A 24,380-nucleotide genomic window follows, 5' to 3' on the forward strand; every position below is an offset into this window, starting at 1 on the left:
ACCACAATGTGGTGACCTTTATTTTTATTCTTCTGTTTCTACAAAGCGTCCAATGATATGAACGTTTTCTGAAATGGTGATAAAAGCCTGAGGATCAGCTTTTTTCATAATATATTTGAATTCATTAAACTCTGCACGCGTAATAACTGTCAACAGAACCGCTTTTTCCTGATGGTTATAGGTTCCTTCTGCATTGTGGATAATGGTTGCCCCACGATGCAATTTTTTATGAATCTTTTCAATAATGGCATCTGGCTGGCTCGTTACGATCATTGCCTGCATCCGTTTTTGCTTGGTAAAGACAGCATCCGTTACTCGACTCGATACGAAGATGGTAATCATAGAGTAAAGAGCATACTTCCAACCAAAGGTCAGACCAGCAATCAACATGATGGTCCCATTGACCAAAAAGGAGATACTGCCGACATTCTTTCCTGTCCGTTTTCGAATCGTCAAACTAACAATATCCGTTCCTCCACTGGAAATGTTGTTCCGAAGAGCAAAACCAATCCCTGTTCCCATGACAACCCCACCAAATAGGGCATTCATGATCGGATCGTTGGTCAACGTAATCACTGGCACGAACTGAATAAAGAGGGAACTCATCGAAACCGTAATAAAGGTAAAGATGGTAAATTTATGGCCAATTTGATACCAAGCCACAATCATCAAAGGGATATTGATGGCATAAAAGGTCAAGGAAACGGGAATCGTAAAGCCAATAAAGCGTTGGCTCAGAACAGATAAAATCTGAGCTAGACCTGTTGCACCGCTGGAGTATACATGTCCTGGTTGAAAGAAGAAGTTGACGGCAATCGCTGATAGAAAACCATACAGCAAGGAAGCTGACACTTTTTCATCGTATTTCTCACGGGAGATGCTCTTCAGCACGCGCAATAATTTAATGTTATAAGCTAGTCGCCGCACATGATAGCGAAATAGCTTATGAAAGCGAATTTTTTTCATTTTCAATCCATCGATTAGAAGAAAAGGAAAATCTTAGAGCAACTGATTCCTAGACTCTCCCTTTTCTCTCTTGTCCTATTCTTGCTCTGCTACTTCTACTTGAAGATTTAACTCATCCAATTGCTTTTCAGAAACGACAGAAGGAGCTTGTGTCATTGGATCTGTCGCCTTGTTATTCTTAGGAAAGGCAATGACTTCCCGAATATTATCTTCACCTGCAAGAAGCATCACGAAGCGGTCCAAACCAATCGCCAATCCTCCATGTGGTGGGAAACCATAATCCATTGCTTCCAACAAGAAACCAAATTGTTCATTGGCAGCTTCTTTTGTAAATCCAAGTGCCTTAAACATCCGTTCTTGTAAATCTTTATGATTAATCCGTAGGCTTCCTCCACCTAATTCATAGCCATTTAAGACGATATCATAGGCAATTGCTCGAACTTTTGAAAGATCTCCTTCCAATTCATGCTCTGTTTCAGCTTGTGGGAGTGTAAATGGATGGTGAGCAGACATATAACGGCCTTCTTCTTCAGACCATTCAAACATTGGCCAATCCACTACCCAAAGGAAGTTGTATTGATTGTTGTCAATCAAGTCAAGCTCTTTCGCAAGACGAACACGCAAAGCACCAAGCGTTGCATTGGCTACTTCAAGAGTATCTGCTACAAAGAGAACTAGATCTTTGTCTTCTAACTGTAAAGCAGCTGTCAAGTCACTTGTCAAGTCTGTCAAGAACTTCGCAACAGGACCGTTCAAAGTACCCTCAGCATATTTCACCCAAGCAAGACCTTTTGCACCGTATTGCTTCGCAACTTCTGTCAATTTATCGATGTCTTTACGAGAGTAATGATCCGCTGCACCTTTGACAACAATCGCCTTAACTGCTGGAGCTTCTGAGAAGACTTTGAAGTCTACACCCTTGACAAGCTCTGTCAAGTCTTGGAGCAACATTTCAAAACGTGTATCTGGTTTATCTGAACCATACAAGGCCATCGCGTCATCATAATTCATCCGTGGGAATGGGAGTGTTACTTCAATTCCCTTGGTTTCTTTCATGACACGTGCAATCAAGCCTTCTGTGATATCTTGGATTTCTTGATCACTCAAGAAAGAAGTTTCCAAGTCGACCTGTGTAAACTCAGGTTGACGGTCTCCCCGTAAATCCTCATCACGGAAACACTTCACGATTTGATAATAGCGATCAAAACCGGCATTCATCAACAATTGTTTTGTAATCTGAGGACTTTGTGGAAGGGCATAGAAATGACCCTTATTGACACGGGAAGGAACCAAGTAGTCACGCGCTCCTTCTGGAGTTGACTTAGAAAGAAACGGTGTTTCCACATCAATAAATTCTAATTCATCCAAGTAATTGCGGATTGAATGGGTTACTTTTGCACGGAGTTTGAGGTTTTCCAACATCTCAGGACGACGAAGGTCTAAGTAGCGGTAACGAAGACGGGTATCATCATTGGCTTCAATTCCGTCCTTGATTTCAAATGGTGTAGTTTTTGCAGTATTGAGAACCGTAATAGCTTCCACTTTGAGTTCTACTGCTCCTGTAGGCAAGTTTGGATTAGCTTGTTCACGAGCTTCTACAAGACCTGTCACTTCTACAACATATTCACTACGGATGCTTTCAGCTGTAGCCATTACTTCTGCACTAACTGTTTCTGGATTGATCACCAATTGCATGATTCCTTCGCGGTCGCGTAGATCGATAAAGATCAAACCACCCAAGTCACGACGACGGCTAACCCATCCTTTCAAGGTAATACGAGTTCCAATGTGTTCTTCACGAACACGTCCAGCATACATTGAACGTTTCATTTCTAATTAATCTCCAAACTAATATTCTTCCTTCTATTTTACCATAAAGACCAGCAGAAAGTGGCCTTTAGTTCAACTTTTTCAGTCACCAACTTCTTTAGTTATCGTGGCTCTCTTCTTTCTTTTTGGGATCATCGTAGAGAGTGGGTGCTAGCACCTTCATTAAAGTCGCCGTCCCAAATCGCAAGACAGCTGCTGCTAGTCCAAAAATAGGGGATAGGTAGCGGAAAAAGAAATCTCCCCTAAGTACATAGGTCATGCCACCCACAATAAAAAAGATCACAATTCCCTGAACGATTGCGTAAAACCAAATTTTTTTCACACTATTCTCCTTTTCACAAACCAGCTGACTTATCCACTGTTTTTTATCACTTATCCACAAAAATGTGGATAACTTTCACCTTTTGCTCCCTCAAAAGAGGAAGTGTCATCAGCACCAGGACTTGTTTTCATCCATTTACAAGGAAGTTTCCCACAGCCTGTGGATAACTCTCTTGCTCGTTTGTGACTTTCTCGTCACTTTCCTCACAAATCAAGGAGCCAGGATTTGATCCTGCCCCCTTTGATCAAGCATTATTTAAATTCGTCTGGTGTCCCTTTATATTGAGCCCAGTCTTTACTGAAGAAGCGATCATTTAGATGGTAAGTTGGTGCTTTTTCAGCCTTTGTGACAAAGGGATTGACCGCTTTATCAAAGGCTAGCCAACCATTCCATCCCATATGAATCGTATCTTCCATAAAGTAGGGCTGATCACCATCTTTAGAAAAGTCTGCAATATTGGTGAATCCTTGACTTTCCAATTGGTAACGAATCTTTTGAACAGCCTGTTCATATTTTTCTTGGCTCAAGCCTGTGTATTTCATCCATTTGGCATTAACTGGAGGAATGACAAAGATGACATTGGTCCGAGATTTAGCAAACTGGTCTAGAACCAATTGCAAGTCATTGTACTCAGGAGATTGAACATAGGATTCGTTTTTTTGGAAACCTTTAAGTTTCTTCAACTTCATTTTTAAACGAGTATTGTAAAAATGATTGCTGATTCCAAGGTCGTTGTTATTGGTTTTGACTTTTGCTTCAGCCGTTGCAATTTCTTCCAATTTCTCATATGAGAATTGATCTGGTAAATCTTGTAGACGTTTTTTGACCTTCTTATCGTAATTCCCGTTTGTACGCGTTGCAAGATTACTAAATAAAGCATCTTCGCGTTGGACAAGGTGGGAAACAAGCTGGTTCAAAGACTGATCAAATCTGGAAATTTTCTTTCCTTGAGAAATGTTCGTTACAACACTTTGAAAGGCGACATTTGGATACTGTTGTAACAGACGCTTTGCAGCATACTGGGATGCAGCATCCTGTTGGTGATTGGCAATAAAGCTATTCAACTGATCGCTATTAAAGAATTGTTGAAAGGCAGAGGAATCATAGCCCTTCTTGGTGAACCATTGCGGAGAAACCACATAAACAGCTGTATTGTCCTTGAGTTCTGGCAAAATCTGTTGCATCCCAAAATACTGGTTCAAAGAAGCCGCACCACGTTCTCCTAAAAAGTAGGGTCTGTAATTGCGGTCATATTTTTCAGCCAAAACTGCTGGATGCACCACATCAAAACGCAACCACTCACTGGAACCAAAATAAGGCACAAAGCGATGCTGTGGATCAGAAAGTGCTTCTTGTTTCTTTGTACGACTCTTGAATCCTTCTGCATTCAGACTAACCGCAGCTTTTTTCTCTTCGGTATAGTTGTGCTTATGATTGATTGGATAAAAGAATAATAAAGCTGCTACCATGAGGAGCGCGCAAAATACGGGCCCTAAAATCAGCCACAAACGCTTAAGCATTCTGAAGCTCCGTTACACCTTCTACGATCTTGTTCGCAGTATTCCAATCATCGCGTCCAAATTCAGATACAGGAACACGGATGCCAAAGCGATTTTCCAATTCCACAATCAATTCGACTGTTCCCATACTATCAAGGACACCCGCATCAAAGAGATCCTCATCCATCATGTCTGAGACATCTTCCATAAACAATTCGTCAATAATTTCAATTACTTGTGATTTTACATCCATTTTTCTATTCTCCTTTTATTTCAATTTTGGAAACCATTGTTGATCCAAGAATCCTGAGAAAATCAGGAAGGACAGCATCACTGTGTTAAAGGTGATAAAGATCCCTAAAGCTTTGGTCCAACGATTGTCCGGTATAGGATCCAATCCTTTTGCTTTTCTTTCTTTATTGATGGTCTTTTTCTTACGAATCCAAGCATCATTGATGACCAGTCCAAGCCCATGGAAGAGCCCATAAGCGATGTAGTACCAGGTCACCCCGTGCCAGAAGCCCATGACCAACATATTGATAATATAGGCAACATTTGAGGTGGTAATTCGGCTCTTGAATACTTTATTGCGCATCAATACCATCACGAGACGCATAAAGACAAAATCACGGAACCAGAAAGATAAACTCATATGCCAACGATTCCAGAATTCCTTTAAGTCACGTGATTTAAAGGGACGATCAAAGTTGATGGGACTTTTAATTCCCATCAGATTGGAAGCTGCTAAAGCAAACATCGAATAGCCCGCAAAGTCAAAGAAAAGGTCAAAGCCATAGACATACATGACTCCCAGCGTTCCGATATTGAAGAATCCACCTTGAGACAAGGCATAGGTCTGCACATGTCCTAACAATAAGTGGCCAAAAATATGAGCTAGGATAAATTTATAAAGGAAGCCATACATGATATACTTAACAGCTTGCTCCAACATATCCAATAATTCTTCACGCTCAGGAATGGTTTTATAATCCTCATTAAAACGTTTGAAACGATCAATCGGCCCACTTGAGAAGGTCGGCATAAAGAGCATAAAGCGTAAGAATTCCCAGAGTGTGAATTCTTTCAAGACACCATCTCGCATTTCGATGATCATTCCGACAGCCCGGAAGGTTAAATACGAAATCCCTAAAAATCCAAACAAGGATTGGTGCCCATTCTTGATCGCTGGCTCTACCTTAACAAAGATCAGGGGCAAGACAGACAAGAAGGAATGAAGATAGAAAATCCACTTATTGTCCGCTTTTTGACGATAGATCTTGTAGGAATACACAATCAAGATTTGCCAGACTACGTAAAAGAGCAGGGCATAAATTTGCTTGAGATTCGAACCTGTCAGCATCAAAATGATAAAGATCAGACTCACCAGTCCTTCATAGACCGGAAATCTCTTTTTGAAAAAGAGGCCCACAAAGATCGGCAAAAAAGCTAGAATGAGGTAGATAAAATAGATCGGTGTTCCATAGTGTTCTAAATGAGGGAGCTGTTTCAAAAACTCGATCATCGGTTGTTAACCTCGCTAATCAACCCTTTGATGTCGATTTTCCCGTTTGGTGTTAATGGCAGGCTGTCACGATAGAGGAATTTTGAAGGCATCATATAAGACATCATGATGTTTTCTAAATCTTCCTTAATGGCTTTCGTGATATCAATTTCGCGCTCAAATTGTTCTTTGACGCCCTCTTTTAAGATGACATAGGCCAAGAGATTTTGGACCTTGTGATCTTTATTATAACGCGGTACAGCGACTGCTGAGTCAATATACTTCGATTTGTTCAAGTTTTGAGAGACATCCTCTAGCTCGATACGATAACCGTTAAATTTGATTTGGAAGTCCATCCGTCCACCATAGAGAAGGAGACCTTCATCCGTCATGGTTCCGACATCTCCTGTATGGTAGGCTGGAAGGCCTTCAAATTCGAAGAAGGCTTCTGCTGTTTTCTCTGGATTATTCATATAACCTTTTGAAACGGCTGGTCCAGACACGATGATTTCCCCTTGCTCACCATTTGGCAATTTGTTGCCTGCCTCATCAATGATGAAGGTTGGAGAATCTTCTTTGGTGTAACCAATTGGCAGACGTTTCAAAGTCGCTAACATCTCATCTGTGATTGCTACTGCCGACAAAGCAACAGTTGCTTCCGTTGGGCCGTAGGCATTGATGATGCGTGCATTTGGGAAACGCTCGCGCAATTTCTGAGCGGTTTTAACGGTCAACTCTTCCCCATCAAAGTAGAAATGGGTGATCCCTGGCATCTTTTCAGCATTGAAATCTTCAGACAACATGGCCATATCTGCAAAAGATGGTGTCGAAGTCCAGATCGCAATCGGAAGAGAAAAGATGGTCGCAAAGAGTTGTTTGAAGTCTTGAGTAATGGCTGATGGAAGAGCAAAAAGGGTTCCTCCAAGAGCCAAGGTCGGTGCCCAGTACATGACAGACAAGTCAAAGGAATAAGGCGGTTGTGCCAACATTTGCGGACGCTCTGGCGTTGCAAATTCCTTGTCCGTAATCATCCAGTTGGTAAAACTGAGCAAGTTATCGTGCGAAATTTGCACCCCTTTTGGTTTCCCGGTTGTCCCTGAGGTAAAGATGATGTAGTAGTTATCATCCCCTTTGACCGGATGTTTCAAGTCATAGGCATGCTGAGCCGCATAAGCTTCACGCACTTGCTCCAAGGACATGATTGGAGCAGCTGGGTTTTCCAATGGAAATTCATTGATGGCAATAATCAAGCTTGGCTCTGCTACTTCAACAATGGCAGACACGCGCTCCAAGGCAGAGTGGCTATCAATTGGGATATAGGCATGGCCAGATTTTGTCAAGGCCACAAAGGTTGCTAACATTTCATATTCTTGACCACCAAAGACCACTACAGGTGACTTTTCAGGAAGTCCCATTTGGTCGATGTGGGCAGCCAAGCTATCTGAATCAGCCTTCAATTGGCCATAGGTATGCTCCTCACCAAGGACATTGTAGACAGGATAGTCTGGTTGTAGTTGCGCATAACGTTCAATTGTCTCGATCATATCAGTAATTGGTTGGTTTGACACGGCTAGGAGTCTCCTTTTCTAAAATTCGTTGTAGATAAAGCCACCCTGACCTTGACCAAGGTAACTAAAGAAATAAAGTAGGGCTAGGAAAATGGCGAAATACAAGACCGTCTGCCCGATAAATTTATAAAGTGTTTTATGTTTCATAAGTTTCACTCTTCATTTTGATTGTTACTCACTATTTTACCATTTTTTATACCAAGTAAGCAATTTTAAACATAGTGAGAATGTCGTAGAAAACGTTATCATTTCAGACATTTATCCCTTCTAACCAAAGGATTTTTTTCTTTAATCAGTTTTTCTGATTGAAATCCTGTTTTATTTAACATTCCCCTGACGAATCAACTCCAGACACTTGTCCAGATCCACATCTCTCTCGAAATGGCTAGGTGTCCAAGGAATCTCTATATCGGGTAGAACACCCTGATCCGTCATCCCTTTCCCTTTATCCACGCTTAAACAGCGAGAGGTGGGAAACATTAAACAAAAATTGCCATAATCAACTGTACAACAATTAGAGTAGTCTAGAATCCCAAGAGTTGGTCGACCCACCACCGTTACCTTCTTAAACTGCTTCATCATCTGAACAAAGTTATCCCCAGATGAAGCACAATAAATATCTGATAAGATAAAGATCTGTTCAGGATAGAGACTTCCTCTGACCTCTGGGAAAAATTCCTCGCCTTCTCCCTTATATGCTACATAACCTTTTCCCCGATGGCGAAGCAAATCCTCTTTCATATCTTCAAGCAGTTTAGCTGTTTCAGGACTAATTTCTTCCTGTTGCATCCAGTCCTCAAAGTCTTTCAAGCGCAGATCAACATTACGCTCCGTGTAGAGAATTTCCATGCCATCATCATCCCAATCAATGCCTTCATAGCCCTGATCCTTCTCTAAACCTAGATGTAATAGAGGGAAATATAAAGAATCTGTCCCTCCGCCGTTCTGTCGGATATCAATGATAAGAAACTTGACTTCCGTCATCATAGGTAAACACTCTTGATATACCCGACTAATAGCTCTCTCATCCATAAAGTTATCCAGACGAAGATAAAGAATCTCATCGTCTAATCGTTTCCAAAAGATATGATCCTGGATCGGTTCTCGACTGGGTACTACTTTAATGGTCTTTTCTATCCCTTCTCGAAGCAGGGTGACACTCGTTGACTGAGAGACCAAATCTGCCCATTCTCGGTAGTGTCTTTCAGGGGTCTTGCTGATAAAATAGTCTTTATGAAGAGAAGCTATCTGATCCAAGTCACTTCCATCCAAACCTAGGATCTGATCTCCTACTTGAAGACCCGTATCTTCATTAGCTTCCTCAACATACAGTTTCTGTCCATTTATTCTCAAAAGAAACCCTTTTTGACTGGCCTTTTTATCTCGAAAGGAAACATGCCCGATCACCCCAAAACTAGCTAGGTAAGTCTTAACTTGATAGAGAAAGGCATCATCTGTCATATCATCTGTAATGTTTTCTCGAAAAGGCTCTGGATCGCATCCTTTTCGATCCTTGATGGTAGATGAATCATGGGTCATAATAGAGACGACATCTTCAAAAATAGCAGTCTTTTTCATAAGGGATTCCTTCAATTTTTTAGAAACAGTATACCACTTTTTCTTAAAAAGTTCTTAAAACCCTAAAAAACTATCCTAAAGTAGGATAGCCGTTATAGATTCTTTCTTTTCTTCGCTTTCTTTGTCAGAGCGACATCACAATTTTCAATCTCGCTAATCAATAGATTGGCAAGGCCAAAATCATCGATGTTTGATTTCATATTTACCTCATAGTTCAAGGTCAGTTGTTCTCCAGCTTGGGCCGTTGTGACAGAAATAAAGTCAATTTCTGAACAACTTTGGTCCAACAACTGGCTGATTTGTTCTGCAACAGAATCTTGTTTTGAGACAGTTATGGTCAAATGACGGCGCCGTTGATGGTCTGCCTTACTCTGTTTGTTCTCTAATACCAGCCACACTCCTAGTAAAGAAAGGGTTGATAAAATGGCCAATAAAAGATAGCCCGAACCTGCCGCCAATCCTATAATCATGGCAAGAAAAATCGCAATCAACTCTCTCGAACCACTCGTAGCTGACCGGAAACGGATCAAACTAAAGGTCCCTGCCACTGCAATCGAGGTTCCCAAACTTCCATTGACCAAAAAGATCACTAAGGTCATCATAGAAGGAAGCAAGGTCAAACTAATGACAAACTCTCGAGTGTAAAGTGTTCGGTATTTATAGGTCCAAGATAGGGCCATCCCTAGAAAGAGGCTGACCAAAAGGGCCAGCAGTAAGCGCAAGGGATCCACTGTTGCTGTAGCATTATTAAAAATAGAATCAAATAGATTAGACATAGGCAGCACCTACCGTTTCTTGAACTGGTCTTGGGGCATAATCCAAGCCTTGTGATTTATGATAAGCACAGCTATATTTTGAAAATTTCTGTTTGACCAGTCCGTACTTCTCTAGAATATCCTTTAGCCATTTAGGTTCTTGGCCAGGAGCCTTAATTTCCATGATCACGAAGTCATCCTCTAGTAGAGGTTCTCCTTTCTTCCCATCAAAAAGGCTAACAGCCTGGTCTCGAAAGACTAAGTTTTGATCGATTGTCACGCGAATCTTCTGATAAGGATAACCCTGAATGGATTTCTTTTCTTTGAGAGACAAACGATCATAATAAATGAACATCCGTGGTTCCAATCGATGACCATAACGTTTGCGCAATCTCTGAATCTCTTGCACTAAGTCTGGATCTTGTATCTGATGATCTACTTTCCCATCTGTCATCAAGTTGATAATGGCTTGCGAAGTGGCGACTAGACGGAATTTATGGCCAATTCCTTCTTCATCTTTTGACTTCACCTCTAGAAATACTGGACTGTCTGCTTGAGGTTTTTCTATATAAGTCCGCATCCGAATTTTTTCACGGCGGTGTTGTTTGGCAAGAGCATCTTGAATGACATCAAAATTTTCCGTATCAAAATAAATGTTTGAAATGGTTGAAGTTGGGTAATCATCTTCTACGACGTATTCTTTTAAGTCTTTGATCAAGTCCTTCACGTCATCTTTTGCGACGATATATTTTGTTTCGATTCGTTTGAAACTTGTCTCAATTGTTTTTTTCATGTTTCTTCTCCTTTAAGGGGGATCTATTGTTTCTAACCTTCAGTAAGTATGAATACGATTTACCTGCTTTTTAGTTTAATGGGACTTTCTTAACTGGTCATTAAGCCAAACTTAAAGAAAACTAAAGTTAAGGTTCCTTTCAGAAAAACTTTAGGAAACTTTCAGCTAGCAACTTTAGACTAGGAGCATATCAATGGAACGAGAGGAAAAGCTCATGAAATCAAACAAATGGAAATTCTTATTAACGGGGGCCGCAACCCTCACCTTACTGACAGCTTGCACCCAGGCATCATCACAATCAGCTACAAAAAGCAATACTGCTCAAACAACCGCTACTTCTACTTCAAATAGTAAAACGGATAGCTCCAACTATTTTACAGATAAGGACAAGGACACGTCTTACGACGAAAGTACAGCTTCTACTGTCAAACTGTCTGGATCTTCTGCAACTGTTTCAGGGGACGGGGTAGCCGTTTCTGGATCCACCGTGACCATCTCGAAGGCCGGAACCTATGTCATCTCTGGTGAATCCGATGGGGTTCAAATCAAGGTTGAAGCAGGTGACTCAGATGATGTCCACATCATCTTGAAAGGTGTTTCCATGACCAACACCAACGCCCCAATCTCTGCTACAAAAGCAGGGCATGTTTACCTGACTCTAGCGGAGGGCACGACCAATACCCTATCTGATTCAAGTTCAAATAATGATGAAGATGCCGATGCGGTCATTTTCTCTAAAGGCGACCTTACCATCAATGGTTCAGGTACACTCAACATTGATGCCAAGAAGAACAACGGGATTAAGGCCAATGATACCCTCCACATCACAGGTGGAACCTATAAGATCACGGCTGTTGGAGATGCCTTCAACGTCAATGATGAACTCAATATCACTGGCACGACCATGACCATCGATGCAGATGAAGATGCCGTCAAGGTAGATAACGATGACGATACTTCGGTCGGAACCATGTATCTTTCAGATAACAAAATGACCATCACTGCAGGAGACGATGGCATCCATGCTTCTGGTGATCTGGTCATCGATAGCGGAACCTATGAGGTAACAGAGTCTGTCGAAGGTCTCGAAGGAAAATCGATCACCATCAACGGTGGTGATATCACCATCTATGCAACCGATGATGGTGTCAATGCAGCCAATGCTAATGCCAACCAAGATGAAATTTTCTTCACCATGAATGGTGGAACACTCAACGTTGAAGTTGGCCAAGGCGATACCGATCCAATTGATTCGAATGGAAATATCACCGTTACCGGAGGAACCATTAAATTAACGGGACAATCTGGATTCGACTTTGATGGTACTGCTACCTACACTGGCGGAGACATCTATATCAACGGTGAAAAACAAACGGAAATTGTCAACTCCATGCCTGGAGGCGGTGGGGCTCCAGGTGGTGGCGGACCTCAAGGCGGTGGACCTGGAGGGGGGCATCCATAATAACAAATAAAGGCAGGATTTCTTCCTGACCTTTTTTTGTTACCCTTTTTATGATAGAATAGAAAATCAATCAGCTTATCGAAAGGAACATGATGAAAAAACAAACACTCCCTCTTTTCTTCACACTCTTGCTGTCTCTTCTTTTTCTATCAGCCTGTGTGCCGGACCTTAAGATCAACTTTAAAAAAGAACCAACTACTACCAGCTCAAAAAAGAAAAACACTAAAAAAAGTAGCTCGAGTCGTTCTAGCCACCCGAGTCGCTCAACTAGCTCAGGTAATTCCTCTAGCTCTCCCTCAACTACTACGGAGACCACTTCTGACATCGTCACAACCGAAGGGCTCCCAAAAAATGCTCAAGAAGCTCCAAAAGATAAGATTTATGCAACAGGGAACTTAAAAGTAGCCTACTCTAGAAATAGCGATCATATTTTTGTCCAGACGCCGGATTATGAAGGATATACGGCTGCTCTTGTCCAAACAATTCTTGGAAGTCCTGAGAAACAAATAACAGACCCTGCTTATATTAGCGAATCTTTTCAAAATATTGAACTAGAAAATATTAAAAATCTCTATCGTAAGGGGAAAATTACAGAAGAACAAGCTCATGCCTTTTTATTGGGGGCAGTTGATCTGAAACAAGCTTCTAAATTTGGAGTAGCCTACACCATTTACACCTATAAAAACAACACCATCCAATTGGTCTTTGAAAACGACCAACTCCTCTATATTACGCCAAATCCTGATGTTGTCTTCTTTAAATAATGAATATTCTCGCTTAAACAAGCGAGAATTTTTGTTTCACATGAAACAAAAAACTCTCAACACATTCTGTTGGGAGTTCCCGAAGATTAGTCCTCTTCATATTGTTTTGGATTATAGAACCACATTCCTAGCCCTGCAAAAAGAGCAATAGTCATCAGAAGGAAGGCCACTTGATTTCCAATTTCTCCTGTCATCGAAATCGTTTGACGAAGACCAGAAACGGTATAGCTCATTGGCAAGAATGGATGAATGGCTTGGAAAAAGCCATTTGTCAAAGCAAGAGGATAGGTTCCTGCACTAGAAGCCAATTGCAAGAGCAAGAGGATCAAGGAAAGGAAAGCACCGATCTTTCTTTGCCATGTTGTCAAAGCAGTCACGATAGACATGAAGGCCACACTACCAATCACACAAAGGAAGAGAGTAGCCATCTCATGATTAGCTGATAAACCAATCAAGTGAACGGCACCATAGACCAAGACTCCTGCAATCACCGCAATCGTTCCGTTGACCTCAAAGCGAGATTTAAACCATGCCCAGCGACTTTCAGGATGACGACCGGATGGCAATTTTGCAAAGATCATATTGGTTGACAAGGCACAAACAAAGAGTGCTACAGAGATCATATAAGGAGCCATTCCGACACCATTCACCGGGACATTGTCACGGTCTGTTTTAGACAAAGTGACAGGATCTGCTAAGGTTTTAGCGTTTTCTTTTTCAGTTGTAGCCACATTCAATTGTCCCTTAGCATCGTTTAATCCTTGACTCAAGGTTTGGCTTCCTGTTGCTAATTCACCTAAACCATTTGTCAATGTTTGGCCACCTGCTGCTAATTTGCTGGACCCATCTGAGATTTGATTTGCACCGTCGGCTAGTTTATCAGCACCAGTCACCAATTGACCTGATTTTTCTGTCAACTGATTGACACCAGTGACAAGTTTGTTGACACCACCTGCCAACTCTGGAGTTTTGCTGTTCAATTGTCCTACACCGTCAGCTAATTTTCCAGCACCGGCAACCAATTCACCCGACTTACCTGTTAATTGAGTCGCTCCTGAAGCCAGTTGATTCATGCCTGATGTCAAGGCAGGCATCTTCCCATTTAACTCACCTAGACCAGAAGCTAATTGATTGCTTCCTGCAAGTAATTCTGATGATTTACTATCTAGTTGGCCAACACCTGCTGCCAACTGACTAGCACCATCCGTTAAAGTGCTACTATTGGTCTGAAGTTGGGTTGCTCCATTAGCGATTTTATCGACACCTGCTGTATAAGCGTCGATCCCCTGACTGATGGTTTGACTAGCTGGTAACAATTGTCCACTAACTGCGGATTGGATCTTAGACAAACCACTTGACAAGTCTGTCAAGGTAGAAGAAGCTGTCGGTAAAACTTGATTGGCTGCCGTTTGCAGTTGTGTCAAGCTATTTCCTGTATTCAAACTACCTTGGATCGTTTGAATCGTAGTCAAGATCCCTTGAGCCGCCGTTTCACTCGAGCTTGGGCTCGATGAGATCGCCGCATTGATTTCCGCTTGTTGGTCAGCTGTCATTGCTTGATAGGCTGCTGTCCCTTGTACACTTGCAAGGGCATTTGCACGATCCGCTTGGGCTGAAGCAAGGATTGATTGAGCTGAATTCGCAATACTCGTCAATCCAGACGAAAGTTGACTGGTATCTACTGAAGCATTTTGAATCGCTGCATTTAATTGGTTTAAACCAGCTGCCAATTGATCAATCTGAGCAGATTGACTTGTAGAAGCTTGTAGCTGGCTTGATAATGTTTGAATACCTGATTCTAATTGTGAAACCCCATTTCGAAGGGTAGCAGATTGACTACTTAATTGACCCGCTCCTTCTGATAAAGTAGCGACTCCATTTGTATAGGTTGCTAAACCATTTGAAAAGTTAGATAGGCCTGAATTCAATTGACGCACGCCATTGGTATAATTCCCAAGACCATCATTGAGGGTCCCCATACCACTGGTTAATTGACCAACTCCTGAAGCTAACTGAGGGGTTTGACTCGCCATTTGATTGAGACCATTTCCTAATCGATCCACTCCGGTAGCGTAAGCCATCAAGCCTGTATTAAAAGTACCAAACCCATTATTTAATTGATTGACGCCAGATACCAAGTTTGGAAGTTGACCAGCCATTTGATTGAGACCATTTCCTAATTGACCAACACCATCTGTATAGGCTGCTAGACCCGTACGAAGAGTAGTCGCACCATCTGAAAATGCTAAGCTTGAACGAGCCAATGTATTCAAATTAGTAGACAGTGTTTGACCACCATCTTCCAATTTACTTGCACCATCTGCTAATTTAGCACTTCCATCTGCCGCTGTCCCCATACCAGATTTAAGCGATCCCATTTTGGAAAATAAAGCTGTTGTATACGTATTGGTCACTTTTTCGGCCACTGACTGCTTCATCTTTGTCATCGCAGTGTCGCTCATTTTCCCTGCGATAAAACTATGACCACTGGATGTTTGGTAATCAATGGTCATCTGTTCCGGATGATTGGTTAAGATGGAGCTAGCTTTCTTTGAAAGATCCTCAGGCAGGGTTACAATCATATAATAATCGCCATTTTTAAGACCATCTTTCGCAGCTTTCTCATCTACAAAATGAAAATCAAGTGAGTCATTGTCCTTCAAATTGGACACCATGTCTTTTCCTATTTCCATCTTTTGTCCATTATATGTAGCAGATTGATCCTTATTGACAACCGCTACAGGAAGATCCGAAACTTGGCCATATGGATCCCACATGGAAGATAGAAAAATAATATTATAAAGAGCTGGAATCAAAGCAACTCCAATCATGACAATGATAAATGTTGGCTTTTTAAGAATAGCCTTCCATTCTTTCATCATATTTTTTGTCTCCTTTTTATACACATTGTCTAAATTTCTGATATAATAGATTATACAGTTTCTAGAAATTTTCACAAGTAGGAAATCTTTATTTTTAGACACTGTGTATAATTTTGTGCAAAAAGGATTAACAGATGACTGAGAGCAATAAACGATTAAAAACAAAACGAAATATCGAGGAGGCGATGGTTCGACTACTAGAAAAGGAATCATTCGACCAAATCACAACGGTTGAGTTAGCACAAGAATCCGGCATTAGTCGCTCTAGCTTTTATACCCACTATCGAGACAAGTACGATATGATCGAGCGCTACCAACAAGCACTCTTTCACAAGCTTGAATATATCTTTGACAAACACCAAGACGACAAGCGCCAAGCGATTACAGAAGTGTTCGAATTCCTAACCAAGGAGCCACTCTTTGCAGTTCTTCTGACAGAGAATGGAACCAAGGAGATCCAGACCTTCTTACGACATAAATTACAGATTCTTCTGGTTGATAGTTTGCAAGAGCGCTATAGTCATAAATCATTAACAGATATTGAAAGAGTCTACAGTTCTGTCTATCTGACCAATGCCTTCTTCGGAGTCTGTCAAATGTGGGTTTCTCGCGGAAAAAAAGAAAGCCCTCAACAAATGGCTGAATTTTTAATGAAAATGTTACGGTAACAGTCTCTCCTGATCGATCTAGATCAGGAGTTTTTTTATTAGCAGGTTTAGGTTTTAAGAAAACAAAAAGCCCACTGTAGTAGGCTTTCTGCAAAGTATATCTTAAAATTAAAGCATTTTGTTGTAGAATTCAACGACAAGTGCTTCGTTGATTTCTGGGTTGATTTCATCGCGTTCTGGAAGGCGAGTCAATGAACCTTCAAGTTTGTCAGCATCGAATGATACGAATGCTGGACGTCCAACTGTAGCTTCAACAGCTTCAAGGATAGCTGGAACTTTAGCTGATTTTTCGCGAACTGAGATCACTTGACCTGGAGTTACGCGGTATGAAGGGATATCAACGCGTTTTCCGTCAACAAGGATGTGACCGTGGTTAACGAACTGACGAGCTTGGCGACGAGTAGTCGCAAGTCCAAGACGGTAAACAACGTTATCCAAACGACGTTCCAAAAGAAGCATGAAGTTGAAACCGACAGTTCCTTCTTTAACTTTAGTAGCTTGTACGAACAAGTTACGGAATTGTTTTTCACCAAGTCCGTAAGAGAAACGAAGTTTTTGTTTTTCAGCTAATTGCAAACCGTATTCTGACAATTTTGAACGGTTGTTTGGTCCATGTTGACCTGGTACGTAGTTACGACGTGCCAATTCTTTACCTGTACCTGTAAGTGACAAGCCAAGACGGCGAGATTGTTTCCAAGATGGTCCTGTATAACGTGACATTTGAAATGTCCTCCTATAAAAATAATTTTTGTAGGAAATAACGTTTTAGACAAACCTGATTCGTTCAGAAAGCCTTCGCCCAAACAGCAAAGGTTACTTTTCTAGCTGACTTCCTGTTGACGAGCTTCATTTTGTCCTGCTGTCATTTCGTACAAATTCTATTCTATCACGGAATAGAAACTTTGTAAAGTCCTTCAAAACAATTTCAATGAAATTCAGCTAACAATTCTATGATTCGTTTTTTATATTGCAATTGTTGCCAGTCCCTATCCGTTGCTGGATCCCATTTTAAAGGAAGATCTGCAATAATTTCACCGGGATTATGATTCAAGATATAGACCCGGTCACTCAATGTCAAAGCTTCTTCGATACTATGAGTGATCACCAGAGTGGTGAGACCAAGACGTTCCTTACTTTCTAGATACCAGTGATAAAGGTCCTGCCTTGTCAATTCATCTAAGGCACTAAAAGCTTCATCTAATAGGAAGACAGAATGACCCAGAAGATAGGTTCTCAATAGCGCCACCCGTTGCCGCATCCCCCCACTCAGCGCATTAGGATAAAGGTTGGCGATACTTCCCAATTTAAATTCATCTAACAATTTTAGAGCGGTAGATGTCGCCTCTTCCTTAGAAATCTTTTTCAACTGAAGGGGAAGAATAATATTTCCCAATACTGTCTTATGTTCCAACAAAAGATCCTTTTGTAGCATATAGCTGACTTTCCCAAAGGAGATCGGGGCATTATCTACTTCTATGGTACCCTTTTGTAAGGGAAGGATCCCAGCAATTAAATTAAACAAGGTTGATTTCCCCACCCCACTCGGACCTAGAATAGAGACAATTTCTCCTTTTTGCACTTCTAGTGATACATTGTTTAAAACTGCTTTATCTCCAAAAGAGAAACTTACATCTTTTACGGTTAAAATATCAGTCACCTACCAATTCATTTGTGAAACCTTTGTCTTCTAAGTCATTTGAGACCAAACCTTGCTCTTTTGCCCAAGCATAAAAAGCATTCCACCGCTTAGGATCAAACTGCCCCCACTTGTCCTTGTCTGAAGCATATTGACTGGAAAGATATTTTTGGGAAGCTAGTACAAAATCACGCTGGTTAGCTAAGGCAGGGGCCTGTTTGATCAAGATATCCGCAGCTTCTTCCGGATGCTCTATAGCATATTGGTAGCCTTTTTTCACCGCTTGAATGAATTTTTTTGCTTCCTCTTTATGAGACTTCAAATAGTCATTGTTAGCAATAATAACAGGCGAATAGTAGTCAAATGCAGGAACAAAATCTTTCATATAGAAGAAATTGGTCTTCATTCCCTTTTGCTCAGCCAAAATTCCATCCCAACCGTGATAAATCCAAGCAGCATCAAAGACCTTATTTTCAATCGGAGTAATAGAATTTGAATCACTATTTGGAACCAATTTTACTTGATTAAAATCAGCCCCCTCTTTTTTCATCATCGATTTGATCATTTCCAACTCAATTGGATCATTCCAGGTACCATACTTCTTACCAACCAAATCTTTTGGACTTGTGATCGCTGCATCTTTTCTTGAAATAATTCCTGACGTATTGTGTTCGACGATAGCTGCAACAGCGGTAATACCCGCACCTTTATCCAATTTCTTGGCCATAGAATCTTGGAAATAAATACCAAATGGAGCTTTCCCATTGATAATCAAATCAGAACTACTGTCTTCCGGAGGAAGTTTTATATCTACATCCAGTCCTGCTTCTTTAAAGTACCCTTTTTCCTTTGCTACATAGAGACCCGTATGATTGGTATTCGGGGTCCAATCTAGAATAAAATCAATCTTTTTCAAACCACTTGACGATTGCTTGACAGAATTTTGACAAGCACTCAAGAAAACAAATCCCAATATTATTGATAAAAATAAACCTATTGACTTTTTCATTAGCTATACCTCTTTTACATTTTTGTCAATTTAATTTTTACACCATTTACAAGTTTGTCAATCCTTTTTCCATTTTAGAATGTTTTTTTCTAATTGGTCAACGAGAAACATACCGAGTAAACTAATAGCAGAAATCAATACAATGATCGCAAACATCGTATCATACTGAAATAACTTCTTCGATTGGATCATATAGACCCCCAATCCATCAAAACCTCCTAACCATTCTGAAACTACCGTACTGATAAAAGCATAGGAAACGCTCACACGTAAGCCTGCAAAAAAATAAGGAAGCGCTGCAGGAATTTTATAATGAACTAAGGTCTGAAAGCGATTGGCTTGCATAATCTGAAACAATCTCAGAATGTCTTGATCGCAATGCCGAAAACCATCTAAGAAACTAACTACGATGGGAAATACCACCGTAATAATGATCAAAACCAGTTTTGGAAGCATACCATAACCAAACCAAAGAACCAGGATAGGGGCCAAGGCAATCGTCGGAATGGTTTGAATAACAACCATAAAAGGATAGACCAGATCATTCACCCATTGAAAACTATCCATGAGAATCGCAAAGCCAGCAGCAAGAAGAACCCCTATAACAAGTCCGATCAAGGCCACTTGAAGGGTAGACAAACTGTGATGAATCAGGAGAGCTCGATCTCGTACAAAGGCATTCCCAATTTCAAGTGGCGTTGGTAATACAAATTTTGGGAGGACATTTAAAAATCCTGCTAACTGCCATAAGATAAGAAGGCTGCTAAAACCTGCAAATCCTATCAACTGTTTTGAATATCTTTTTACAAGAGACATCGTAACCTCCTTTCTCACAAATAAAAAACGCCTCCAAAATAGGAGACGTATTGCACAAGGTCACTCATAACGAAAAATACATTTCATTTGTTTCCTACGCTGGCATTACCCAGATCAGGTGCGGTCGAAGCTTACACTTCCTCTCAGACTGTACACAGACTCCCATATGTATTTATTATAATAACTGATTTAGACGATAAAAGCAAGAAATTAATCCAAATAACGAATTAAATTCTTCTCTGTTAAAATATCTGAATAGGTGTAAGACTCCACGTATGTATTGGCTGGTTCACCTGGTAAGCTATTGTCGTTCGTATACTCGATAATAAATAAAGAAGGATAGACCTCAATCAAGCGTCCAAATTTATTTTTTTGACGTTTCCGTCCATTTTCAAGCGTCATTTCAACCACTTGTCCTTCATGGGCCTTGATTTCTTCCTTAATTTTTTTCATTTTTGCAACATCTGTAAATGCATCACTCATCTTATTGATCCTCTCTCTTTGAAATACTTGAGAATTTATTGTATTCCTTTTGGAATATTAATTCGACTGTCCCACGCGCACCTGAACGGTTTTTCTCGATAATCACTTCAACCGTATTATTAGGCATTCCATCTTCTTCCTCTTCACCAGCTCGATCATAATAATCATCACGGTACAAGAAAGCAACAATATCCGCATCCTGCTCAATCGATCCAGATTCACGAATATCAGAAAGAACAGGACGTTTGTCTTGGCGCTGTTCCACACCACGTGATAGCTGACTCAAAGCAATAACGGGAACTTTTAGTTCCTTAGCCAAAATCTTTAACTGACGAGAAATTTCTGAAACTTCCTGTTGACGGTTTTCTCTTCCAGTCCCTGTAATCAGCTGCAGGTAGTCAATCAGAATAAGACCGAGATTCCCTGTTTCCTGCGCTAATTTTCTTGCTCTCGAACGAATCTCAGTGATCCGAATTCCTGGGGTATCATCGATGTAAATACTCGCATTGGCCAAATTTCCTTGAGCAATGGCATATTTCCGCCACTCTTCATCCGTCAATTGACCTGTACGAATCGAATGGGATTCAATCAAACCTTCAGCTGCTAACATCCGGTCAACCAAACTCTCAGCACCCATTTCTAATGAGAAAATAGCCACTGTCTTATCCAACTTTGTCCCGATATTTTGAGCAATATTTAGAGCAAAGGCTGTTTTCCCTACTGCAGGACGAGCCGCTAAAATAATCAACTCTTCCTCATGTAGCCCTGTCGTCATATGGTCCAAATCGCGATAGCCTGTCGCAATACCCGTAATATCAGAGGTTTGAAGAGAGCGGGCTTCCAAGCTACCAAAATTTATATTCAAGATGTCTCGAATATTTTTAAATCCACTACGATTTGCGTTTTCACTAACATCAATCAGAGCTTTTTCAGCACCCGCAATGATTTCATCTGAAGGACTTGCACCATCATAAGCTTGATTAATACTTTCCGTTAATCGAGAGATCAATCGACGTAAAACAGCTTTTTCGGCAACAATTTTCGCGTAATACTCTGCGTTAGCTGAAGTTGGTACCGAATTAATGACTTCTACCAAATAGGAGAGACCGCCAATATTTTGGAGATCCCCCTGACTATCTAAAATATTTCGAACAGTCGTCGCATCAATCGCATCCCCGCGGTCAGCTAGATCGATCATGGCTTTAAAAATCAAACGGTGCGAGTACTTAAAGAAATCGCCAGGCTCGATATATTCACGAACAAAGACCAATTTCCCCTCATCAATAAAAATGGCTCCCAACACTGATTGTTCAGCTTGGATATCTTGAGGTTGTGTTCGTAATTCCTCTATCTCAGCCATAAAAAAACCTTTCTATCGATCGTGTTTACCCTTCGTTTACACGAATATTAATCACACCTGTAACATCTTGATAAATTTTTACAGGGACGTCAATCAAACCTGTTGAACGAATCGGAGTGGAAACTTGGATATGACGTTTATCAATCTTAATGCCAAATTGTTTCTCAAGTTCTTCTGCAATCTTTTTATTGGTAATAGAGCCGAAAGTACGGCCATCTGGCCCAATTTTTTCAGTGAATTGAACAACAGTTGCTTCTTCTTCTAATTTTGCTTTAATCTTTTGCGCTTCCGCTAACAATTCAGCATGCGCTTTTTCTTCTGACTTTTGCTTTCCACGAAGTTCACCGATTGCTTGGGCATTGGCTTCTTTCGCAAGATTTTTCTTGATCAAAAAGTTTTGTGCATAACCAGTAGGTACTTCTTTAATTTCGCCTTTTTTACCTTTACCTTTTACATCCGCTAAGAAAATAACTTTCATTCTACATTCTCCTTTTCAATAGTTACTTCGTTTTCAATAGTCTCAATCAGTTGTTGACGAATACTCATCAAATCTTGACCCTCAATTTGAGAGGCTGCCGAGTTGAAATGACCTCCTCCGCCAAGCTGTTCCATGATACGCTGTACATTGACTTTGCTTCGACTTCGTGCAGAAATCGAGACAGTCCCACTTTGATTACAAGCAATGACAAAGGTTGCTTCCACCTCAGACATGGCCAGCATACTATCAGCTGCTTTACTAATAGTTACTGAATCATAGGCTTTAGTCGTATTGGCACAAGCTACGATGATATGCGGCAAAATCTTTTCACCAGTCAAGATCAGTTCGTTCACTTCGCGGTACTCATCAAACTGAATCGCAGAGATCTCCTGGATGGTTACACTATCACTACCTCTTGAACGAAGGTAACTCGCCACATCAAAGGTCCGACTCGTAACACGTGCGGAGAAGTTCTTAGTATCCAGCATAATCCCAGCCATCAAGACACTAGCTTGAATCTTCGTTAACCGATTTTTCTTCGACTTCTGGAACTGAATAAGTTCACTAACCAATTCGCTCGCACTACTTGCTCCACTTTCAATATAGGTGATCAGAACATTTTCAGGGAAATCATCATCCCGACGGTGATGGTCAATGACAATAATCTGTTGAAATTCCTGATAAAACTCTTTTGAAAGAGTCAAGGCCGTCTTAGAATGGTCAACCATAATTAACAAAGAGCGATCCGTCACCATTTGCATGGCTTCCTCTAGGGGAAGGATTTTCGTCACCTGCTCTTCTTCTAGTTTCGCAATCGCTCTTGAAATATCACTAGCCATTGCATGCGGGTCATAGACCACATAAGAGGAGGCCAAAATATTGCTAGAGAAAAACTGCATTCCCACAGACGCTCCTAAAGCATCCATATCCAAGTTTCTATGTCCAACAATGAAGACTTGATCAACGGATTTAATTTTATCCGAAATAGCTGTCATCATAGCGCGTGTGCGAGTCCGAGTCCGCTTCACAGCTGAAGCTGTTCCACCACCAAAGAAAATAGGGTTTTTCTGTTCATCATTTTCTTTGACTACTGCTTGATCCCCACCACGAACTTCCGCAAGGTTCAGGTTCAAGAGAGCTACTTTACCTATTTCATCATGCTCTCCATCACCATACGAGAATCCCATACTTAGGGTAATTGGAAGTTCACGATTTTTTGCCTCTTCTCGGAATTTATCGATGACTGAAAACTTCGATTCCATCAATTGTTCCAAGACCGTGTAATCTGTAAACAAATAGAAACGGTCCATTCCCACACGTCTGTAAAACATATGGTAGCGAGCTGTAAACTCTTCTACAAAGTTGGCAATAAAACTATTGATATTGCTAATATCAGAGTCTGAAATGACATCTTCCAGATCATCATAATTATCAACAGAGATAATACCGATAACAGGACGAGTTGTCACCAAGCCAACTGTTGCCTCATACTCACTAGATACATCAAAAAAGTAAACAACACTAGCTGTCTGATCAAAGTAAACAGAATATTTCTTATCGGCTACCGTGACATAATGACCTTTATCCTCAAACAAAGTATTGAGTAATTTTTTCAATGATTCAACATCAAAGTCCCCATCATCTGTTGAAAAAATCAATTCAGCATAAGGGTTGAACCACTCTACTTCATTTGATTCTTCATTAATCTTGATAACTCCAACAGGCATTTTATCAAGGAGGGATGCTAATCCGCTTTCTGCCTGATGGTTAACATATTGTATTTGTTCTAATTCATCTAACTCTGAAATTTGTAACTGGTATTCAAATAAAGCAATCAATCCAGCTAAGACTAAAAAAATTGCAATGAGAGTTACATAGCCTTTGCCAAAGATTCTTAAAAAAATTGCTAAAATTGCAAATGAAATAAAACCAATTAACACATAATGGATGAACGATAAACGAAATTTTTTCATCATAAACCTCTTCTCGGAATTATACCATAAATAGAGG

Annotated in this window: 23 protein-coding genes and 1 riboswitch; of the genes, 3 read left to right on the forward strand and 20 right to left on the reverse strand. The window is 40.7% G+C overall.

Going from position 1 to position 24,380, the window contains the following annotated elements:
* Positions 1 to 24: 24 nt before the first annotated feature.
* The 11 genes from O3629_RS05755 to O3629_RS05805 form a co-directional block, all read right to left on the reverse strand.
* The gene (locus tag O3629_RS05755; RefSeq protein ID WP_003009152.1) at positions 25 to 966 is read right to left on the reverse strand and encodes a YitT family protein; all 942 of its coding nucleotides are present in this window, start codon (positions 964 to 966) and stop codon (positions 25 to 27) included.
* Positions 967 to 1,041: 75 nt separating this feature from the next.
* Positions 1,042 to 2,796 (reverse strand): aspartate--tRNA ligase, encoded by a 1,755-nt coding sequence (gene aspS / locus O3629_RS05760; protein WP_003009154.1) that lies wholly within the window; start codon positions 2,794 to 2,796, stop codon positions 1,042 to 1,044.
* A gap of 97 nt (positions 2,797 to 2,893) precedes the next feature.
* Entirely contained in the window at positions 2,894 to 3,118 is a 225-nt protein-coding gene (locus tag O3629_RS05765) for a hypothetical protein (RefSeq protein WP_021154124.1), read from the reverse strand.
* A 251-nt stretch (positions 3,119 to 3,369) separates the two neighbouring features.
* Positions 3,370 to 4,638, reverse strand: a complete 1,269-nt coding sequence (gene dltD / locus O3629_RS05770; protein WP_003009158.1) for a D-alanyl-lipoteichoic acid biosynthesis protein DltD — start codon at positions 4,636 to 4,638, stop codon at positions 3,370 to 3,372.
* Positions 4,631 to 4,870: a D-alanine--poly(phosphoribitol) ligase subunit DltC gene (dltC, locus tag O3629_RS05775; RefSeq protein WP_003002265.1), complete on the reverse strand. Its 240-nt coding sequence runs from the start codon at positions 4,868 to 4,870 to the stop codon at positions 4,631 to 4,633. The genes dltD and dltC overlap by 8 nt, the downstream gene beginning before the upstream one ends.
* Before the next feature lie 15 nt (positions 4,871 to 4,885).
* Positions 4,886 to 6,139, reverse strand: a complete 1,254-nt coding sequence (gene dltB / locus O3629_RS05780) for a D-alanyl-lipoteichoic acid biosynthesis protein DltB (RefSeq protein ID WP_070464736.1) — start codon at positions 6,137 to 6,139, stop codon at positions 4,886 to 4,888.
* Complete coding sequence (gene dltA / locus O3629_RS05785) at positions 6,136 to 7,686, reverse strand: D-alanine--poly(phosphoribitol) ligase subunit DltA (protein WP_134974263.1); 1,551 nt, start codon at positions 7,684 to 7,686, stop codon at positions 6,136 to 6,138. Before dltA ends, dltB begins: the two co-directional genes overlap by 4 nt.
* A gap of 18 nt (positions 7,687 to 7,704) precedes the next feature.
* Positions 7,705 to 7,833 carry a teichoic acid D-Ala incorporation-associated protein DltX gene (locus tag O3629_RS05790; protein WP_003002102.1) on the reverse strand — a complete coding sequence of 43 codons (129 nt, stop codon included), beginning with the start codon at positions 7,831 to 7,833 and terminating at the stop codon, positions 7,705 to 7,707.
* 171 nt (positions 7,834 to 8,004) lie between these two features.
* Entirely contained in the window at positions 8,005 to 9,264 is a 1,260-nt protein-coding gene (locus tag O3629_RS05795; RefSeq protein WP_371608872.1) for a S41 family peptidase, read from the reverse strand.
* Between the two features lie 92 nt (positions 9,265 to 9,356).
* Positions 9,357 to 10,040, reverse strand: coding sequence for a DUF4956 domain-containing protein (locus O3629_RS05800; protein WP_371608873.1), 684 nt, complete (start codon positions 10,038 to 10,040; stop codon positions 9,357 to 9,359).
* Positions 10,033 to 10,812 carry a polyphosphate polymerase domain-containing protein gene (locus O3629_RS05805; RefSeq protein WP_049475077.1) on the reverse strand — a complete coding sequence of 260 codons (780 nt, stop codon included), beginning with the start codon at positions 10,810 to 10,812 and terminating at the stop codon, positions 10,033 to 10,035. The genes O3629_RS05800 and O3629_RS05805 overlap by 8 nt, the downstream gene beginning before the upstream one ends.
* Before the next feature lie 214 nt (positions 10,813 to 11,026).
* Here O3629_RS05805 and O3629_RS05810 point away from each other — a divergent pair, with 214 nt between their 5' ends.
* Complete coding sequence (locus tag O3629_RS05810; RefSeq protein ID WP_371608886.1) at positions 11,027 to 12,274, forward strand: carbohydrate-binding domain-containing protein; 1,248 nt, start codon at positions 11,027 to 11,029, stop codon at positions 12,272 to 12,274.
* Positions 12,275 to 12,366: 92 nt separating this feature from the next.
* Positions 12,367 to 13,038 carry a DUF4947 domain-containing protein gene (locus tag O3629_RS05815; protein WP_371608874.1) on the forward strand — a complete coding sequence of 224 codons (672 nt, stop codon included), beginning with the start codon at positions 12,367 to 12,369 and terminating at the stop codon, positions 13,036 to 13,038.
* A gap of 86 nt (positions 13,039 to 13,124) precedes the next feature.
* Here the strand turns inward: O3629_RS05815 and O3629_RS05820 are convergent, their stop codons facing one another.
* A complete protein-coding gene (locus O3629_RS05820) occupies positions 13,125 to 15,920 on the reverse strand; it encodes a YhgE/Pip domain-containing protein (protein ID WP_024055447.1) in 2,796 nt (931 codons plus the stop codon).
* A gap of 134 nt (positions 15,921 to 16,054) precedes the next feature.
* Here O3629_RS05820 and O3629_RS05825 point away from each other — a divergent pair, with 134 nt between their 5' ends.
* Complete coding sequence (locus O3629_RS05825; protein ID WP_003001962.1) at positions 16,055 to 16,588, forward strand: TetR/AcrR family transcriptional regulator; 534 nt, start codon at positions 16,055 to 16,057, stop codon at positions 16,586 to 16,588.
* A 108-nt stretch (positions 16,589 to 16,696) separates the two neighbouring features.
* On the opposite strand, the gene rpsD is transcribed toward O3629_RS05825, so the two are convergent.
* From rpsD to O3629_RS05865, 8 genes are all read right to left on the reverse strand, one after another.
* Entirely contained in the window at positions 16,697 to 17,308 is a 612-nt protein-coding gene (gene rpsD, locus O3629_RS05830) for a 30S ribosomal protein S4 (protein WP_003002210.1), read from the reverse strand.
* Positions 17,309 to 17,513: 205 nt separating this feature from the next.
* Positions 17,514 to 18,245, reverse strand: coding sequence for an ABC transporter ATP-binding protein (locus O3629_RS05835; protein ID WP_338324046.1), 732 nt, complete (start codon positions 18,243 to 18,245; stop codon positions 17,514 to 17,516).
* Positions 18,238 to 19,233, reverse strand: a complete 996-nt coding sequence (locus O3629_RS05840) for an ABC transporter substrate-binding protein (protein WP_155200081.1) — start codon at positions 19,231 to 19,233, stop codon at positions 18,238 to 18,240. Before O3629_RS05840 ends, O3629_RS05835 begins: the two co-directional genes overlap by 8 nt.
* A 57-nt stretch (positions 19,234 to 19,290) precedes the next feature.
* The gene (locus tag O3629_RS05845; protein WP_155200082.1) at positions 19,291 to 20,049 is read right to left on the reverse strand and encodes an ABC transporter permease; all 759 of its coding nucleotides are present in this window, start codon (positions 20,047 to 20,049) and stop codon (positions 19,291 to 19,293) included.
* Between the two features lie 74 nt (positions 20,050 to 20,123).
* Positions 20,124 to 20,225, reverse strand: a riboswitch (TPP riboswitch).
* A gap of 34 nt (positions 20,226 to 20,259) precedes the next feature.
* The gene (locus O3629_RS05850) at positions 20,260 to 20,532 is read right to left on the reverse strand and encodes a Veg family protein (RefSeq protein WP_003009183.1); all 273 of its coding nucleotides are present in this window, start codon (positions 20,530 to 20,532) and stop codon (positions 20,260 to 20,262) included.
* 1 nt (position 20,533) lies between these two features.
* Positions 20,534 to 21,892: a replicative DNA helicase gene (gene dnaB, locus O3629_RS05855; RefSeq protein ID WP_014714093.1), complete on the reverse strand. Its 1,359-nt coding sequence runs from the start codon at positions 21,890 to 21,892 to the stop codon at positions 20,534 to 20,536.
* A gap of 25 nt (positions 21,893 to 21,917) precedes the next feature.
* On the reverse strand, positions 21,918 to 22,370 hold the full coding sequence (gene rplI / locus O3629_RS05860) for a 50S ribosomal protein L9 (protein WP_023919974.1): 453 nt from the start codon (positions 22,368 to 22,370) through the stop codon (positions 21,918 to 21,920).
* Positions 22,367 to 24,346, reverse strand: coding sequence for a DHH family phosphoesterase (locus O3629_RS05865; protein ID WP_201037412.1), 1,980 nt, complete (start codon positions 24,344 to 24,346; stop codon positions 22,367 to 22,369). Before O3629_RS05865 ends, rplI begins: the two co-directional genes overlap by 4 nt.
* Positions 24,347 to 24,380: the final 34 nt, after the last annotated feature.

The sequence above is a fragment of the Streptococcus sp. 27098_8_12 genome, from assembly GCF_041432115.1.
GTDB classification, from domain to species: Bacteria; Bacillota; Bacilli; order Lactobacillales; family Streptococcaceae; genus Streptococcus; species Streptococcus parasanguinis_V.

What these genes read in the sequence shown, in the direction of transcription:
- O3629_RS05755 (WP_003009152.1), bottom strand. Translation starts at nt 966, where the DNA reads ATGAAAAAAATTCGCTTTCATAAGCTATTTCGCTATCATGTGCGGCGA.
- aspS (WP_003009154.1), bottom strand. Translation starts at nt 2,796, where the DNA reads ATGAAACGTTCAATGTATGCTGGACGTGTTCGTGAAGAACACATTGGA.
- dltD (WP_003009158.1), bottom strand. Translation starts at nt 4,638, where the DNA reads ATGCTTAAGCGTTTGTGGCTGATTTTAGGGCCCGTATTTTGCGCGCTC.
- dltC (WP_003002265.1), bottom strand. Translation starts at nt 4,870, where the DNA reads ATGGATGTAAAATCACAAGTAATTGAAATTATTGACGAATTGTTTATG.
- dltB (WP_070464736.1), bottom strand. Translation starts at nt 6,139, where the DNA reads ATGATCGAGTTTTTGAAACAGCTCCCTCATTTAGAACACTATGGAACA.
- O3629_RS05790 (WP_003002102.1), bottom strand. Translation starts at nt 7,833, where the DNA reads ATGAAACATAAAACACTTTATAAATTTATCGGGCAGACGGTCTTGTAT.
- O3629_RS05795 (WP_371608872.1), bottom strand. Translation starts at nt 9,264, where the DNA reads ATGAAAAAGACTGCTATTTTTGAAGATGTCGTCTCTATTATGACCCAT.
- O3629_RS05800 (WP_371608873.1), bottom strand. Translation starts at nt 10,040, where the DNA reads ATGTCTAATCTATTTGATTCTATTTTTAATAATGCTACAGCAACAGTG.
- O3629_RS05805 (WP_049475077.1), bottom strand. Translation starts at nt 10,812, where the DNA reads ATGAAAAAAACAATTGAGACAAGTTTCAAACGAATCGAAACAAAATAT.
- O3629_RS05810 (WP_371608886.1), top strand. Translation starts at nt 11,027, where the DNA reads ATGAAATCAAACAAATGGAAATTCTTATTAACGGGGGCCGCAACCCTC.
- O3629_RS05815 (WP_371608874.1), top strand. Translation starts at nt 12,367, where the DNA reads ATGAAAAAACAAACACTCCCTCTTTTCTTCACACTCTTGCTGTCTCTT.
- O3629_RS05820 (WP_024055447.1), bottom strand. Translation starts at nt 15,920, where the DNA reads ATGATGAAAGAATGGAAGGCTATTCTTAAAAAGCCAACATTTATCATT.
- O3629_RS05825 (WP_003001962.1), top strand. Translation starts at nt 16,055, where the DNA reads ATGACTGAGAGCAATAAACGATTAAAAACAAAACGAAATATCGAGGAG.
- rpsD (WP_003002210.1), bottom strand. Translation starts at nt 17,308, where the DNA reads ATGTCACGTTATACAGGACCATCTTGGAAACAATCTCGCCGTCTTGGC.
- O3629_RS05840 (WP_155200081.1), bottom strand. Translation starts at nt 19,233, where the DNA reads ATGAAAAAGTCAATAGGTTTATTTTTATCAATAATATTGGGATTTGTT.
- O3629_RS05845 (WP_155200082.1), bottom strand. Translation starts at nt 20,049, where the DNA reads ATGTCTCTTGTAAAAAGATATTCAAAACAGTTGATAGGATTTGCAGGT.
- O3629_RS05850 (WP_003009183.1), bottom strand. Translation starts at nt 20,532, where the DNA reads ATGAGTGATGCATTTACAGATGTTGCAAAAATGAAAAAAATTAAGGAA.
- dnaB (WP_014714093.1), bottom strand. Translation starts at nt 21,892, where the DNA reads ATGGCTGAGATAGAGGAATTACGAACACAACCTCAAGATATCCAAGCT.
- rplI (WP_023919974.1), bottom strand. Translation starts at nt 22,370, where the DNA reads ATGAAAGTTATTTTCTTAGCGGATGTAAAAGGTAAAGGTAAAAAAGGC.
- O3629_RS05865 (WP_201037412.1), bottom strand. Translation starts at nt 24,346, where the DNA reads ATGATGAAAAAATTTCGTTTATCGTTCATCCATTATGTGTTAATTGGT.